This window comes from Brachybacterium sp., assembly GCF_036379615.1.
Classification (GTDB): Bacteria; Actinomycetota; Actinomycetes; order Actinomycetales; family Dermabacteraceae; genus Brachybacterium.
Window position 1 is genome coordinate 12,289 of the sequence record NZ_DASVGJ010000015.1, and the last position, 13,153, is coordinate 25,441.

Consider the following 13,153-nt stretch of genomic DNA (forward strand, 5'->3'; position numbering starts at 1 on the left):
CGTGGGCCCGGGCCCGGAGGTGGTGCGATCAGCCCCGCCGTCGCCTGCGAGGTCTCAGGGGCGGCCCTGGTATCCGCCGGCGATGCCGTTCATCGGATCCATCGCGAACTCGATCCCCTCGAGGATGGCGTCATGCGAGAATCCGATCGCGTCACCGATGCCGCCGCCGTTCCCGCCCGCGATGCCGTTCATCGGATCGGTCGCGAACTCGACGAGGTCGCCGATCCCTCCGGAGGACCCGAGCGCGCCGCCGAGGAGCCCGCCGGCACTGCCTGCAGCGCCGCCGAGGAGTCCACCGGCCGCACCGCCCAGAAGCCCGCCCGCGTTGCCCGCGGCACCGCCCAGAAGGCCACCAGCCGCACCACCGAGAAGTCCGCCGACACCGCCTGCAGCGCCACCCAGAAGACCACCGGCCGCACCGCCGAGAAGCCCGCCGACACCGCCGAGCGCGCCACCCACTCCTGCGGCGGCGCCGACGGCGCCACCGATCGCCCCGGCGGCCGTCCCCACGGCACCCCCGATGCCGCCGCCGACCGCACCGGCGGCCGCGCCGATCATGCCGCCGACGCCCTCGCCGCCGCCCGAGACGCTCTCCTGCTCGGCGGCGTGGCCCTGGAGGTCGGAGGACATGTTCTGGATGTCGCCGGCGACTCGCTCGCTGGCCTGGCGGGCCTCGGCCTGCCAGCGCGCGCGGAACGTCTCGGCGTCGCTTCCGCGCCAGATCTCCTCGTTCATGACCAGCCCGGCCAGCTGCTCCTGCAGCTCGATGAGCCGCTGCGAGGCGTTCTGCATCGCCGTCGCGTGCTGCTCCTGCTGGTCGGTGTTCGCTCCCCAGAAGGCGTTCATCGCCATTCCCCTCTCCGTCTGCCGCGGGCACGATGGCGCGCTGAGTCAAGTCTCAGAACGATGCTAGAGACGTCGGCAGGATCTGGCGATGGGGAGAGGTCCCCATGCGGCACCGTTCTGCGCCGCCAGGGCCCGTCGGCTCAGATCTCGATCTCGCGCCCGTCCTCTGTGCGCAGGCTCAGCACGAAGCGGGAGCCGCGGCTCTCGCGGATCTGCGCGACCCCGTCGCCGAGACCGAGCGCGTCGACGGCCTTCTGCTGCGGTGCGGGGTTGACCTCGACACGCTCGAAGGAGAGCAGCTCGATCGCGGGCAGCTCGGTGAGGCCGGGCTGCTCCGTAGTGCCCCAGTCGATGAGGAAGGGGACGGCGTAGTTGCGCGGTGCCTGCGCCTGGGTCAGCCGCCAGGTGAGCTCGGTGCCGTCGGGGGTGCGGCGGGAGAGGTCGTGCACGTCGCCGGGGTCGAAGCCCTCGGCACGGGCCCGCTCGACGACCTGGTCGATGCCCTCGGGGTGCACGGCGTAGGTGATCAGGGTGGGCTTCTTCAACCGGTTGATGGAGAAGGTCTTGGGCAGCTCCTCCCCCTCACGCTCGGGATCGGGGCCGATCAGCTCGAGGTAGTGCGGACGGGGCTGGCCGTTCACGGTGAGGGCCACCAGCGCGTTCGCGGTGCCAGCGGGGTGCGAGCCGCCGGGCGCGGCGGTGATGCCGGTCAGCTCGCGGAACCACTCCACGGTCTCGGCGAGGTCGGGTCCGGCGATGACGATGTGGTCGAGCAGGCGGGGGATGCTCATGGAGCTCCTTGGGGAGGGTCGGTGGGAAGGGTCTGGATCTCGGGATCGCCGAGGAGTGCAGGGGGGCGGCGGGCTCCGCAGGAAAGAGCACCACCACTGGTGATGCCGACGTTACCTGGTCCGCACTGCCGATCACTCTCGCACAGCACCCTCGGGCCCGGTGCTTGGATCGGTCTCATGGCTTCCGGTCCTCGTGGCCTGCAGCGATGCCCCCGGTGGAGCGTCACAGCCGCGACGGCGTCTCCCCTCTGCAGGGTGCGGTCGTGAGACACAATGAGCCGATGACCCACTTCTATCGGCCCGCCGAGGGGCACCGCCTGCCCCATGACCCGTTCAATGCGATCGTCGGGCCTCGCCCGATCGGCTGGATCGGGACGCTGGATGTCGAGGGCCGCCGCAATCTCGCGCCGTACTCCTTCTTCAATGCGCTGAACTACCTTCCGCCCCTGGTCGGGTTCTCCAGCAACGCATGGAAGGACACGGTCGCCAACTGCCAGGCGACGGGCGAGTTCACCTGGAACCTGGTCACGCGCACGCTGGCCGAGCAGATGAACGCCTCAGCGACGACCGCCGAGGTCGACGAGTTCGACGTCGCGGGGCTGGAGGTGGGCGAGTCGAGCGAGATCGCCGCGCCTCGGGTCGCCGCTTCTCCGGTGAACTTCGAATGCCGGGTCACGCAGATCATCGATCTCCGGACAGCCTCCGGTGAGGCGTCCGGCTCCTGGTTCGTGGTCGGCGAGGTCGTCGGCGTCCATATCGAGGACTCGCTTCTGGTAGAGGGGACCTTCGACACCGCCGCGGCGCAGCCGGTGCTGCGCGCCGGTGGGCCCAGCGCCTATTTCGGGATCGAGGTGGCCCAGAAGTTCGACATGCTCCGGCCGGACTGAGACCGCGGCGCGGACCGGTGCCGCAGGGGGCGGGACAGTCCGCCCGCGCACCGTGGTCACCGCTGGCGGGCCGCCGCCTCGTGATCGGGACGATGTCCACAGGGCTGCTCACCCGGTGGGTGGTGGTCGCTCCCGGAGAGCCATGGTGGTGGACCCTGCGCAGCGGCCACTCGGGAAAAGACGCGGAGCGCCTCAGGATGAAGGGTGGTCACGGTCAGCGGGGGCGGTATCGGCCCGCATCGAGACCGCCTCGTAGCGGCGCACCGGGAAGGGCACGCGGGCACCGCAGGTGCTCAGCAGCGGCTCGGTCCACCTCTCCCGCAGCGTCACCACGATCTCGTCGGTGCCGTGGAGCAGGTGCACCGTGGTGGGCTCGTCGCCCGTGCCGGGTTCCTCCGCCCGCAGCGTGATGGCGTCGAGGCGGTGCTCCCCGAGCCGGGCGCGGGCGTGGTTCTCCGCCGCCTGGGCGGCGAGACTCATCGCGCTGCGGCCGCGGAAGTGCTCGGGCACGAGCAGCCCGCGCTGATAGGCGGAGGCGATGTCCGGAGCGCTCTCCGCCGGGACCCGGCCGTAGTACAGGCCGTGAGGGAGCAGGATCATGGTGGCCGCGAACCGGTCTCCGCCCAGATGGGAGCACTCCCAGGTCTCCTCGGAGTAGGCGGCGGCAAGCGAGGCGGCAACGGGCCGGCCACGCACCGCGCAGCAGCGGTCGTGCCGGGCGTGGGTGCACACCAGATAGGCAGGATGCTCGGACGGCTCGCCGGCCGAGCCGTCCAGCGGCAGCTCCAGCAGCTCCGCCGGATCGCTGACGGTGCCCCAGCGGATCTGTTCGCGGCCGGGTCGGGTCTCGGCGATCGCCCAGCGCAGGGAGGTGCGCTCGCGCCGCTGGTCCGCGCGAAGGCCGTAGCGGCGGATCGCCACCGGGCGCAGACCGGCTCCCTCGGCGCGCAGCGCGATCGCGCGGCCGAGCTCCCTGTCGAGGGCGGAGTCCAAGAAGGCGTGAGGGCCCCAGGGTCCGTCGATCTCGACCAGCAGCCAGCGCCTGCCCAGCCCGCCGGTGGCGCCGAGGGCATCGCCGCGCTCGCGGGAGCGGTCGCTGCAGGGCGCCCAGTCCGGGGGCGCCCCGTCGGCGCCCGCCCCGCCGCCAGCGGCGGCGCCGAGAGCAGAATGCGTCATCGGGGAGAGTTCCTCACTGGGGCACCACGATGCCCTCGCGCAGCAGACGCCGGGAGACCACCAGGGAGGACTCTGCGTCCAGGCCTGGCAGGTCGCCGGCGCCCTGAGGGGCTGCACGCAGAGCGCGGATTGCCGGCGCCGCCTCTGCGGGCAGGGTGACCGTGCTGGTGCGCGTCACGATCCGGATCGCGCGCTCGTCCTCCTCAATTCGTTCGGCGAGCGCATCTCGCCAGCTCAGGAGCACGTCCGCGGTCAGCTCCGCCATCGCGTCGATCGTGGCCAGCGGTCGCACCGGTTCGGGCCGGGTCGCCTCCGCGTGGGCGCGTTGCAGCGAGCGGGCGAGGTCGTCGATCGGTGCCCGGTCCAGCAGGGCGTGCGCGGCGGCGATCGTGGCGCGGACGTCCTCGGCGAAAGAGGCGGGGTCGCTGTAGTCCACGCCCAGTGCGAGGGAGCGGCGCAGCTCGGGATCCTCGCCGGCGCTCGCGAGGAGCGTGTGCAACAGGTCCTGGCGGGTGGTGGCACGTAGACCGATCGTGAGATGGATGGAGGTGCCGCCCTCGGCGACGGCCGAGTGCAGCCAGCCGCGCGGCAGGTAGAGCACATCCCCCGGCTCGAAGACCTGGTCGATGTGCGGCGGCCTGCGAGCGGCCTCGGCGACGGCGTCGCGGTGGTCGGTCCAGGGCTGGTCCGCGAGCGGATGGCGGTGGACCGGTTCGTGGATGCTCCAGCGCTTGGTGCCGGCGATCTGGAGGACGAACACATCGTGGGTGTCGTAGTGAGGGTCGAAGCCGCGCGAGGAGGCGGGGGTGATGTAGGCGTTGACCTGCGCGGGATGGCCCAGGTCGCGGACCAGGTCGCGGGTGAAGTCCCCGATCGGGCCCCAGGTGCGATGCAGGCCCTGCAGCACCAGGGTCGCGCCGGCGGCGAACTCCTGCAGCACCTTCGCGGAGTCCAGCTGGTCGCCCACCTCGGCGCCGGTCCCGCCGGAGGAGGTGAACCGGGAGGGGCTGAGCACGGCGCCCTCGGAGGCCATGCGCACGAAGGGGGTGCGCAGGGCACGCTGGGCGATCAGCTCGTCGGCCGCCTCGGCGCTGAAGAGGTCCTCGAAGCCGCTCGGGCTGTGGGTCAGCAGCGGTCGTTCGCCCCAGTGCTCCCGGGCGAACTGCTCCCCGGACATGCCGGTCAGACGCCGGAGCGCGGGGCGATCCTCCGCCCCGCGCTCCGGCTGCGACGCACTGTCGCTCATGCGGTGCCGTCCGCACCACCGTCATGGCCGTGCGGGTTCGCCCCGCCGTCGGCCGGACCCTCGCCACCCGCGGTGCCGTCCGCGCCGCCATCGTGACCGTCGGGGTTCGCCCCGCCGTCGGCTGGGCCTTCGCCACCTGCGGTGCCGTCCGCACCACCGTCATGGCCCTGGGGGTTCGCGCCGCCGTCGGCCGGACCTTCTCCGCCCGACGGACCGGTGGTGCTGATGTCCTCGTCCTTGATGCTCATGCTGTCCTCCTCGAACCTCGGTTCTCGGCGTTGTGTCGCCGGTCACGACGGTACCGGGTGGCGGCGCGGGGCACGAGAGCTTCTGCGGGAAGCGACCGATCGGTCACGGTTGCGGCGACAGATTCGGGTCCGGAGTCGGTCTGGAGCGCATCGCAACAGGCACGTCCTCTCCCAGGTCGGCGTAGGCCGCCGCGACCTCCTCGCGAGGGGTGGTGCCCACATCGAAGGCCTCCGCGGTGAGACAGAATCCTCGAGAGAGGGCTCGCCACCGCGATCGAGGATCTGCAGCACCACCGCGTCCTCCAGCGTCAGGGCGTGGGAGTGAACGTCTCGCGATCCTCGCGGAACGCGCGGCGGCGGGCGTAGGCATGGATCTCGTCGAGCGCGTCGTACTGCCGCCGAGCCGCCTCGGCGAGCTCGCGGAACATCTCGGGATCGAGCCCCAGGAGCTCCGCGTTGTCCGCGAGCGTCTGCCAGACTCCGCGCTTGCCGAGCACTGCGCTGCGCAGGAGTTCGACCTCGAGCACCAGCGTCATCGGGGAGCGCGAGAACACCCGACCGTTGTTCATCAGACGACCGAGGCGCTCCCCCACCATGGCAGCCGCCTGCCGATGCCGCAGCTGCCGCAAGCCGAGGTCGTGGATGAGCTGTTGCAGGAAGCTCCGCTCAGCACGGATCTCCTCGTCGATCGACGACAGGGCGGCGAACACCGGGGTGTCCACGAAGTCCGCCACCATCCTGCCGATGCGGGCGGAACCGGCGGATGCTCCGGTGAGATGGTCGCAGAGGTACAGGGCCAGCAGCTGCCGATCGATGCGCCCCGAGACCTCCGTCCCCTCGCCGGAGGACGTCCCGGCGCGGTCCGCCGGTCGTTCGATGGGGAGATGAGCATGATGGCTGTCGCGGGGACGCAGGGGCACCGATCTCGCGCCCTCGCCGGCGATCATCCCGTCCAGGAGCTCGCGGACCGAGTCCGCGGCGCTGTGGCGTGGTCGCCAGTCGAGCTCCGCCGTCGCGCGGGAGCTGTCCATCACGGGCGCGTTCATGCCCATGTCGAGCCAGCCGGCATCCGCTGCGACCAGTCCGGCACGATGACCGGCCGCGACGGCCGCCCGCACCATCGGCACCGGGAGTTCGAGGAAGCGCCCATGGTCGACGATGTCCGCCAGCTCCTGGACGCCGAGAACGTCGTCGGCGCAGATGTTGAAGGCTCCAGGCCGTCCCAGGACCGCCGCCGCCGCGTAGGCGGCAGCCACATCCTGTGCATGGACGGCCTGGAGTCGAAGCCCCCGCGGGACGGGGAGCACCGGCGGCCGTGCCGTGCCCAGCAGCTGCACCGGCAGCACTCGACCCAGGAAGTACCGGTGGATCTCCGAGCCCGCATCGCCCTGGAAGATCAGCGCCGGCCGCAGCCGGGTGACGGTGACCTCCGGATGGGAGGATTCGAACGCGTCGAGCACTCCTTCCTGAGCCACCTTGTCGACGCTGTAGTGGGACGTGCGGACCCCGCCCGTCGGCCAGGTCTCATCGCGCACCTCCCGACCCGGAGAGGGCGCATAGGCGCCGACCGACGACGCCACCACCAGGGTGCGGACCCCAGCGGCCGCGGCAGCCTGGGAGACATGTCGCGTGCCCTCGACGTTGGCCCGACGCAGGAGGTCCCGGTGGGTGTTCGGCTGGATCAGCCAGGCCAGGTGGATCACGGCGTCGGCGCCGTGGAAGGCCTCGGTGAGCTGGGCGACCGCATCGTCCGGGTCGATGGCCGCCGCGATGTCGATCGAGACCCACTCCGCGTGCGCATAGGGCTCTGCGGACTCCGCGGGACGTCGTCGCGCGATCCCGACGACCGACGACACCTCCGGCCGATGCTGGAGAGCCGAGAGCACGGCAGTCCCGACGTTCCCGGTGGCCCCGACGACGACGACTCTCATGGATCACTCCCTCATGGGTGGTGCGCGTGCGGCGCGATGAGCTGGCGGGTCCTGCGTCGTGCCCCAACCTACGCAGAGCCATGACCGACGAGAAGTGCCCGGCCCGAACTCCGACCGCTCGGTCTCCCTGCAGAGCCGCCGGCCGGTGCCCGGACCTCCGGGAACTTCCCGATCCTGCTGGGCGACGTGGTGGTCGAGGAGACCGGGAAGCTCCTGTCGTTCGCGACGCCGCACACCACCGCGAACTTCGCGGGCGTGAAGGTGGGGATCGTGGGCGTGACCTCGATGAAGCCCGAGCTGCGCGAGTACGAGGACGTCGCGGGCCTGGACTTCGTCGACCCGGTCGAGGCGCGCCGACGTCAGGGACGGACGGTCCGGCGAACGGGACGGGGTGAGGCGAGCGGTGCAGGGTGCGGCCGGTCGGCGGGCACCGCGCGGGAACGTCGTCCTACCGAGCCAGCGCAGCGACCGTCTCGTACAGCCTCCGATGCATGGGCCGCAGCTCGGCATAGGCCGCGGCGGCGGATGGGTCCGGTGCGGTGACCTCCCCACCCTGGCCGGCAAGCGGGATGAGGCCGTGCTCCAGCCCCAGCGCCTCGGCCCCGGCGAGAGCGGCGCCGAGCAGGGTCGCGTCGGTGTCGTCGGCCCGCAGCACCGGGCGGCCGGTGACGTCGGCGAGGAGCTGTCGCCAGGGCAGCGAGGCCGCTCCCCCGCCGACGACGGGCAGCACGCGCCCTGCATCGTGCGGGTCGAGAGCATGGGACAGGGCGAGGGCGACGCCTTCCAGGGTCCCGGTGTAGAGATCCGCGGCGGTGGTGGAGGCGTCGAGGCCGAGCACCGCGCCGCGCAGGTGCTCGTCGCGGACGGGGAAGCGTTCCCCGCCGAGCGAGGGTAGGGCGAGCAGTCCCGTCGGGCCCCGCCCGTGCTCGCAGTTGCGCTGTGCGAGGAGGCGGTCGGCGCCGGCGGCGTCCATGCCGCCGAGGTAGGCGCTCCGTGCCCAGGCCGCCGCGGCCCCGGCGGCGAGGAGTGCGGCGATGTGCAGTTCTGTGGCGTCGGCGAGGGCGAGTCGGTGCGCGGCGTCATCGACCGCGGTGGGCGACGAGACGGGGCGGATGCTGGCGATCCAGCCGCTGGTGCCGAGGGAGGCGTGGTCCTGGCCGGGAGCAGGGCCGGTGATGCCGAGAGCCGCGGCTCCGGCATCGCCAGGGGCGAGCACGATCGGGATGCCTGAGGGCAGTCCGAGCAGGTCATGAGCACTCGCGCCGGTACGGCCGACGATCTCGCCGTGGTTCGCGGTGAGGCGCGGCAGCTGCGCCTGGTCGATCCCGGCGGCGCGTGCGACGGCTGGTGACCAGGTGCGGGTGCGGGCATCGAGCAGCCCGGTGGTGGACGCGGTGGTGAGGTCGCAGTGCAGGCCCGCACCGAGCGCGTGGGCGAGGTGTCCGGCGGGACCGAAGACGATCCCGCGGGCCGTGCGCACCGCGTCGGGCTCGAGAGGGACGAGGCGACGGAGCATCGCCGCGCAGCTGGCGGCGTCCTGCTGGTTGCCGGCGAGCGCGTCCCAGTCCTCGCCCGCCTGTGCGAGAGCGGTGCGGATCTCGTGCGCCTCGGCGCCGGCACGCTGGTCGGTGTAGAGGACGGCGGGACGGACCGCGCCGTGCTCGCCCTCGAGGACGAGATCCTGCATCTGGCCGGTGAGGCACAGGGCCGCGATCTCGGTGTCGGGCGGAAGGGCGCCGGGCGGAAGGGTGCCGGTGATCGCGGTGCGGGCGGCGCGGAGCCAGTCGGCGGGGTCCTGCTCGGCGCCGCCGTCCGGGGTGCGGGAGGTGGGGTACTCGGCACTCCCGGTGGCGATCGTGCGCCCGTCGAGGCTGATCAGCGCCGCCTTCGCGGAGGTGGTGCCGAGGTCGAGGGAGAGGAGGCCGGGCATGAGGGCCAGGGTATGCGCAGCGTCCGTCCCGGCGCGGAAGTCAGGGTCGCGGGACGTGGAGTCGCAGGACTCGGAGTCGCGGAGCTCAGAGGGCTCACGCTCACCGGCCCGGTCGCACCAGCCCGGTCTCGTAGGCGAGGATCACCAGCGCCGCGCGGTCGCGGGCCCCGAGCCTGCTCAGCAGGCGGCTCACGTAGGTGCGGGAGGTGGCGGGGCTGAGGAACAGCTCGCCGGCGATCTCATCGTTGGTGAGGCCGCGGCCGATGAGGGTCAGCACCTCCCTCTCCCGCTCGGTCAGACCGTCGAGAGGACGAGGATCCACGGGCGCGGCACCCTCGGCGACCGCCCGCATGACGGTCGCGGTGATCGCGGGCGAGAGCAGGGCGTCCCCGGCGGCGACGGTGCGGATCGCAGCGCGGAGGGCATCCGGGGCGATGTCCTTGAGGAGGTAGCCGGAGGCTCCGGCGCGGATCGCCTCGTGGACATGCTCATCCTCGTCGAAGGTGGTGAGCACGAGCACCCGCACCCCGTCCAGCCGCTCGTCGGCGACGATCGCACGAGTGGCCTCCAGCCCGTCCATGACCGGCATCCGCAGGTCCATGAGCACCAGGTCAGGGCGCAGCTCCTGCACCCGGGCGAGGCCGGAGCGCCCGTCGGCCGCCTCCCCGACCACCACGATGTCGCCGTCGCGCTCGGCGAGCGGGCGCAGGCCCGCACGCACCAGCTGCTGGTCGTCGACGATCACCAGCCGGAGCGGGTCGCTCATGAGTCCTCCTCCAGATGGGCCGGCAGTCGTGCCTCGACGAGGAACCCCTCTCGCCCGGGCCCGGTGGTCAGGGGCCCGGCGGTGAGGGTGCCGCCCTGCAGTGCGGCGCGCTCCTGCATGCCGCGCAGGCCCGCTCCACTGCGGGTCACCGGCGGCGCGTGCCCGTCCGTGCCGCGGCCGTCGTCGCTGATCCGGAGCGTCAGCACATCCTCGCGGAGCGCGGCGCGGACGCGCACCGTCGAGGCGTCCGCGTGTCGCAGCACGTTGGTCACCGACTCCTGGACGATCCGGAAGGCGGCGGCGTCGACTGCGCGGGGCAGTGCATCGGTCTCCACTGCGATCTCGTCCTGGACCTGCAGACCGGCGGCGCGCGCGGCCTCGAACACCCGGTCCAGCGAGGCGAGGCCCAGCGCGGGCTCGGGGCCGACGGGCGGCTCGTCGCGCAGCACCTTCACGGTGCGGCGCAGCTCGCGCAGGGCGTCCGAGGTGGCGGTCCGCACCTCGGTGAGGGCGGCGCGCTGGGAGGCCTCCTCCGTCGCCTCTCCGGCGACAGCGGCGTGCAGGGAGGCGACCGAGAGGGTGTGGCCGATGGTGTCGTGCAGGTCGCGGGCGATCCGCACCCGTTCGGCCTGCATCCGGGCCTCGGCGGCGAGCGCCTCCTCGGCGGCGGTCAGCTCCGCGATGCGGGCCGAGCGCTCACGGGCCTCCCGTCCCTGGCGCACCGCCACTCCGAGCGCGAGGGCGGCCGCGGCCAGGGCGAGCTCGGTGACGACGGTGAAGCCGTTCAGCGCCGCCTGCGGATCCGTCTCGTCCAGCCGGAAGTACAGGGAGACCGCGATGAGCACCGCGGCGCAGCCGATCGCCCAGGGCGTGCGTCGCAGCTCGGCGGCGGAGTACAGCGCCCCCACCGCCGGCAGCACCATCCCGATCGGCGGGAACCCGGCGGCGTAGTAGACGAAGACGGCCAGGATCGTCACGACCAGCACGCTCACCGGGAACCGGCGCCGGGCGAGCAGCAGCGTCCCGAACACCGCCGCGCAGGCGAGTCCCAACCACGGCGATCCGGCCGCCGGGTCGATGGAGATGACCAGCGCGATCACGAGGGTCACGGAGACGGCGAGTGCCGCATCCGCGAGCCGGGCCTCCAGGCGCGCGCCACCGGCAGGCGGGGGCGGGGGCGGGGGCTCGGCCATGGCTCCAGAGTACGAAGCCGTGCGCCCCGGCGCAGTCGTCCCCGGTCGGGGTGCGGTGTCGCTCCTGGGCGACAGCGGTGTCGCCGGGAGCGGAGGGCAGCGGACGCTCCCGGGCCGATGTGCCGGTGAGGGGCGTTCCGGGAGCGTAGGGGACATGATGACGAACCCCGCCTCCACTGCTGCCACGACCTCTGGTTCCCACCCTCCGGGCCGTCGGCCCCTGCCCTGGCTGCTGATCATCGGCCTCGCCTCTCTCGCACTGCTCTGGCCGCTCACCTCCCTGTGGGGTCTCGCCGAGGGGCCGGCACGGGCGCTGACCCTGCTCGCGCTCACCGGCGCCGTCTGGATCGGGGTGGTGGGCCTCGGCAGGGTGCCCCGCCCCGTGCTCACGCTGACGCTCACTGCGATCCTGCACGGGATCCTCACCGTGCTGCTGGGGGTGTTCGTGGCCGGGAGCGGCCCCGCCCCGGATCCTGCGCGGCTGTGGATCCTGCTGCCCGTGCTGGTGCGGGATGCCGGGATCGGGGCCCTGCTCGGCCTGGCGGCGCTCGGGATGCAGAAGGCGCTCGGCGGGCGGAAGGCGCTCGGGCCCCGGTCCGTCGTCGAGCGCGATCGGGAGGAGTCCTGATGCGCTGCTCCCGGCGCACCGCCCTCACGGCCGCATCCCTGCTGCCGGCGAGCCTGCTACCGGCCACGCTGCTCGCAGGCTGTCAGGGCCTGTCCACCACCTCCGTCGACGATCAGGAGTTCACCTCCACCCTCGCGATCCCGCCGCTGGCGGAATCGACCCTCGACGGCGGAGTGCGCACCTTCCGCCTCACCGTGCAGGAGGGGACCACGCAGTTCACCGGGTTCTCCGAGGAGAGCACCACCTGGGGCTTCAACGGCGCCTTCCTGGGGCCGACGCTGCGGGCCGCGCGCGGCGAACAGGTCGAGCTCGAGATCGACAACCAGCTCGCGGCGGAGACCAGCGTGCACTGGCACGGCATGCATCTGCCGGCAGCGATGGACGGCGGCCCCCACCAGATGATCGCGCCGGGTGGGACGTGGCATCCGCACTGGCGGATCGACCAGCCGGCGGCGACGCTCTGGTACCACCCGCATCCGCACGGTGCGACCGAGGAGCACGTGTACCGGGGGCTGGCCGGGCTGTTCCTGCTCGAGGACGAGGCGAGCCTCGCCGCGGCGCTGCCCAGCGAGTACGGGGTGGATGATCTGCCGCTGATCGTGCAGGACAAGTCCTTCGACCGGGACTCGCAGCTGGAGCTGCACCACGACGGCGCCGAGCCCGGGCAGCTGGGCTCGACCGTCATGGTCAACGGGACCGTGGGCGCGGTGCACGAGGTGAGCACGGAGCGGGTGCGGCTGCGGCTGCTGAACGGCGCGACGGCCCGCACCTTCACCTTCGCCCTGCCCGATCGGCCGATGACGATGATCGCGAGCGACGGCGGATTCCTCGAGGAGCCGCTCGAGCTCGAGACGCTGCGCCTCGCACCCGGGGAGCGCGCCGAAGTGGTGGTCTCCTTCTCCCCCGGGGAGACGGTGCGCCTGCGGTCGGTGAGATCGGATCTGGGAGCGATCGCCGCGGCCGCCACCACCGGCGCGAACGACGAGTTCGACGTGCTCGAGCTGCGCGCCGCCGAGACTCTCGCGCCCTGCCCGGAGCCCGAATGGTCCCCCGCACCGGAGGCGCAGGCCGACGCGCTCCACGAGGAGGACTCGACGCACACGCGGTCCTTCACGCTGAACGATCGGGAGATCAACGGGCTGGAGATGGACATGTCCCGCATCGACGAGGTGGTCCACCTCGGGAGCACGGAGATCTGGGAGGTGATCAGCACCCAGCCGATCCCGCACAGCTTCCACATCCACGACGTGCAGTTCCGGATCCTCACGGTCGACGGCGCCGCCCCTCCTCCGGAGCTGGCGGGGCCGAAGGACACCATCTACCTGCTGCCCCACGTCGAGTACCGACTGCTGGTGCGCTTCGAGGACTACGCCGATCCGGCCGTGCCGTACATGTACCACTGCCACATGCTGCTGCACGAGGACGAGGGGATGATGGGCCAGTTCGTGGTCATCGAGCCGGGGCAGGAGCACCTGGTGGGAGTCGAGGCGATGGCGGGGCACGGGCACTGA

At 72.7% G+C, this 13,153-nt stretch carries 12 protein-coding genes; 3 read left to right on the forward strand and 9 right to left on the reverse strand.

All coding sequences use genetic code 11. The features are described 5' to 3' along the window. Positions 1-54 precede the first annotated feature (54 nt). Both VF289_RS03140 and VF289_RS03145 read right to left on the reverse strand, forming a co-directional pair. Positions 55-852: a hypothetical protein gene (locus VF289_RS03140; protein ID WP_330880991.1), complete on the reverse strand. Its 798-nt coding sequence runs from the start codon at positions 850-852 to the stop codon at positions 55-57. A 134-nt stretch (positions 853-986) separates the two neighbouring features. Further along, a complete protein-coding gene (locus VF289_RS03145) occupies positions 987-1,637 on the reverse strand; it encodes a VOC family protein (protein WP_330880993.1) in 651 nt (216 codons plus the stop codon). Between the two features lie 281 nt (positions 1,638-1,918). Between VF289_RS03145 and VF289_RS03150 the strand changes: the two genes are divergently transcribed. Then, positions 1,919-2,524, forward strand: coding sequence for a flavin reductase family protein (locus VF289_RS03150; protein WP_330880995.1), 606 nt, complete (start codon positions 1,919-1,921; stop codon positions 2,522-2,524). 192 nt (positions 2,525-2,716) lie between these two features. Here VF289_RS03150 and VF289_RS03155 read toward each other — a convergent pair whose 3' ends face one another. The 7 genes from VF289_RS03155 to VF289_RS03185 form a co-directional block, all read right to left on the reverse strand. Beyond that, on the reverse strand, positions 2,717-3,700 hold the full coding sequence (locus VF289_RS03155) for a sucrase ferredoxin (RefSeq protein ID WP_330880997.1): 984 nt from the start codon (positions 3,698-3,700) through the stop codon (positions 2,717-2,719). A 13-nt stretch (positions 3,701-3,713) separates the two neighbouring features. After that, a complete protein-coding gene (locus VF289_RS03160; protein WP_330880999.1) occupies positions 3,714-4,946 on the reverse strand; it encodes a cupin domain-containing protein in 1,233 nt (410 codons plus the stop codon). Beyond that, positions 4,943-5,194 carry a BatC protein gene (locus VF289_RS03165; RefSeq protein WP_330881001.1) on the reverse strand — a complete coding sequence of 84 codons (252 nt, stop codon included), beginning with the start codon at positions 5,192-5,194 and terminating at the stop codon, positions 4,943-4,945. The genes VF289_RS03160 and VF289_RS03165 overlap by 4 nt, the downstream gene beginning before the upstream one ends. Positions 5,195-5,502: 308 nt before the next feature. After that, the gene (locus VF289_RS03170; RefSeq protein WP_330881003.1) at positions 5,503-7,125 is read right to left on the reverse strand and encodes an NAD-dependent epimerase/dehydratase family protein; all 1,623 of its coding nucleotides are present in this window, start codon (positions 7,123-7,125) and stop codon (positions 5,503-5,505) included. A gap of 448 nt (positions 7,126-7,573) precedes the next feature. Next, a complete protein-coding gene (locus tag VF289_RS03175) occupies positions 7,574-9,055 on the reverse strand; it encodes an FGGY family carbohydrate kinase (RefSeq protein WP_330881005.1) in 1,482 nt (493 codons plus the stop codon). Positions 9,056-9,155: 100 nt separating this feature from the next. Beyond that, on the reverse strand, positions 9,156-9,821 hold the full coding sequence (locus tag VF289_RS03180; protein WP_330881008.1) for a response regulator transcription factor: 666 nt from the start codon (positions 9,819-9,821) through the stop codon (positions 9,156-9,158). Continuing rightward, a complete protein-coding gene (locus VF289_RS03185) occupies positions 9,818-11,014 on the reverse strand; it encodes a sensor histidine kinase (protein WP_330881010.1) in 1,197 nt (398 codons plus the stop codon). Before VF289_RS03185 ends, VF289_RS03180 begins: the two co-directional genes overlap by 4 nt. Positions 11,015-11,168: 154 nt before the next feature. On the opposite strand from VF289_RS03185, the gene VF289_RS03190 reads away from it, so the two are divergent. Then, positions 11,169-11,642: a hypothetical protein gene (locus VF289_RS03190; protein ID WP_330881012.1), complete on the forward strand. Its 474-nt coding sequence runs from the start codon at positions 11,169-11,171 to the stop codon at positions 11,640-11,642. Next, on the forward strand, positions 11,642-13,153 hold the full coding sequence (locus tag VF289_RS03195; RefSeq protein WP_330881013.1) for a multicopper oxidase family protein: 1,512 nt from the start codon (positions 11,642-11,644) through the stop codon (positions 13,151-13,153). The genes VF289_RS03190 and VF289_RS03195 overlap by 1 nt, the downstream gene beginning before the upstream one ends.

Bases quoted from the DNA above. Each gene is read 5' to 3' on its own strand.
- VF289_RS03140 (WP_330880991.1), bottom strand. From the start codon at position 852: ATGGCGATGAACGCCTTCTGGGGAGCGAACACCGACCAGCAGGAGCAG.
- VF289_RS03145 (WP_330880993.1), bottom strand. From the start codon at position 1,637: ATGAGCATCCCCCGCCTGCTCGACCACATCGTCATCGCCGGACCCGAC.
- VF289_RS03150 (WP_330880995.1), top strand. From the start codon at position 1,919: ATGACCCACTTCTATCGGCCCGCCGAGGGGCACCGCCTGCCCCATGAC.
- VF289_RS03155 (WP_330880997.1), bottom strand. From the start codon at position 3,700: ATGACGCATTCTGCTCTCGGCGCCGCCGCTGGCGGCGGGGCGGGCGCC.
- VF289_RS03160 (WP_330880999.1), bottom strand. From the start codon at position 4,946: ATGAGCGACAGTGCGTCGCAGCCGGAGCGCGGGGCGGAGGATCGCCCC.
- VF289_RS03165 (WP_330881001.1), bottom strand. From the start codon at position 5,194: ATGAGCATCAAGGACGAGGACATCAGCACCACCGGTCCGTCGGGCGGA.
- VF289_RS03170 (WP_330881003.1), bottom strand. From the start codon at position 7,125: ATGAGAGTCGTCGTCGTCGGGGCCACCGGGAACGTCGGGACTGCCGTG.
- VF289_RS03175 (WP_330881005.1), bottom strand. From the start codon at position 9,055: ATGCCCGGCCTCCTCTCCCTCGACCTCGGCACCACCTCCGCGAAGGCG.
- VF289_RS03180 (WP_330881008.1), bottom strand. From the start codon at position 9,821: ATGAGCGACCCGCTCCGGCTGGTGATCGTCGACGACCAGCAGCTGGTG.
- VF289_RS03185 (WP_330881010.1), bottom strand. From the start codon at position 11,014: ATGGCCGAGCCCCCGCCCCCGCCCCCGCCTGCCGGTGGCGCGCGCCTG.
- VF289_RS03190 (WP_330881012.1), top strand. From the start codon at position 11,169: ATGATGACGAACCCCGCCTCCACTGCTGCCACGACCTCTGGTTCCCAC.
- VF289_RS03195 (WP_330881013.1), top strand. From the start codon at position 11,642: ATGCGCTGCTCCCGGCGCACCGCCCTCACGGCCGCATCCCTGCTGCCG.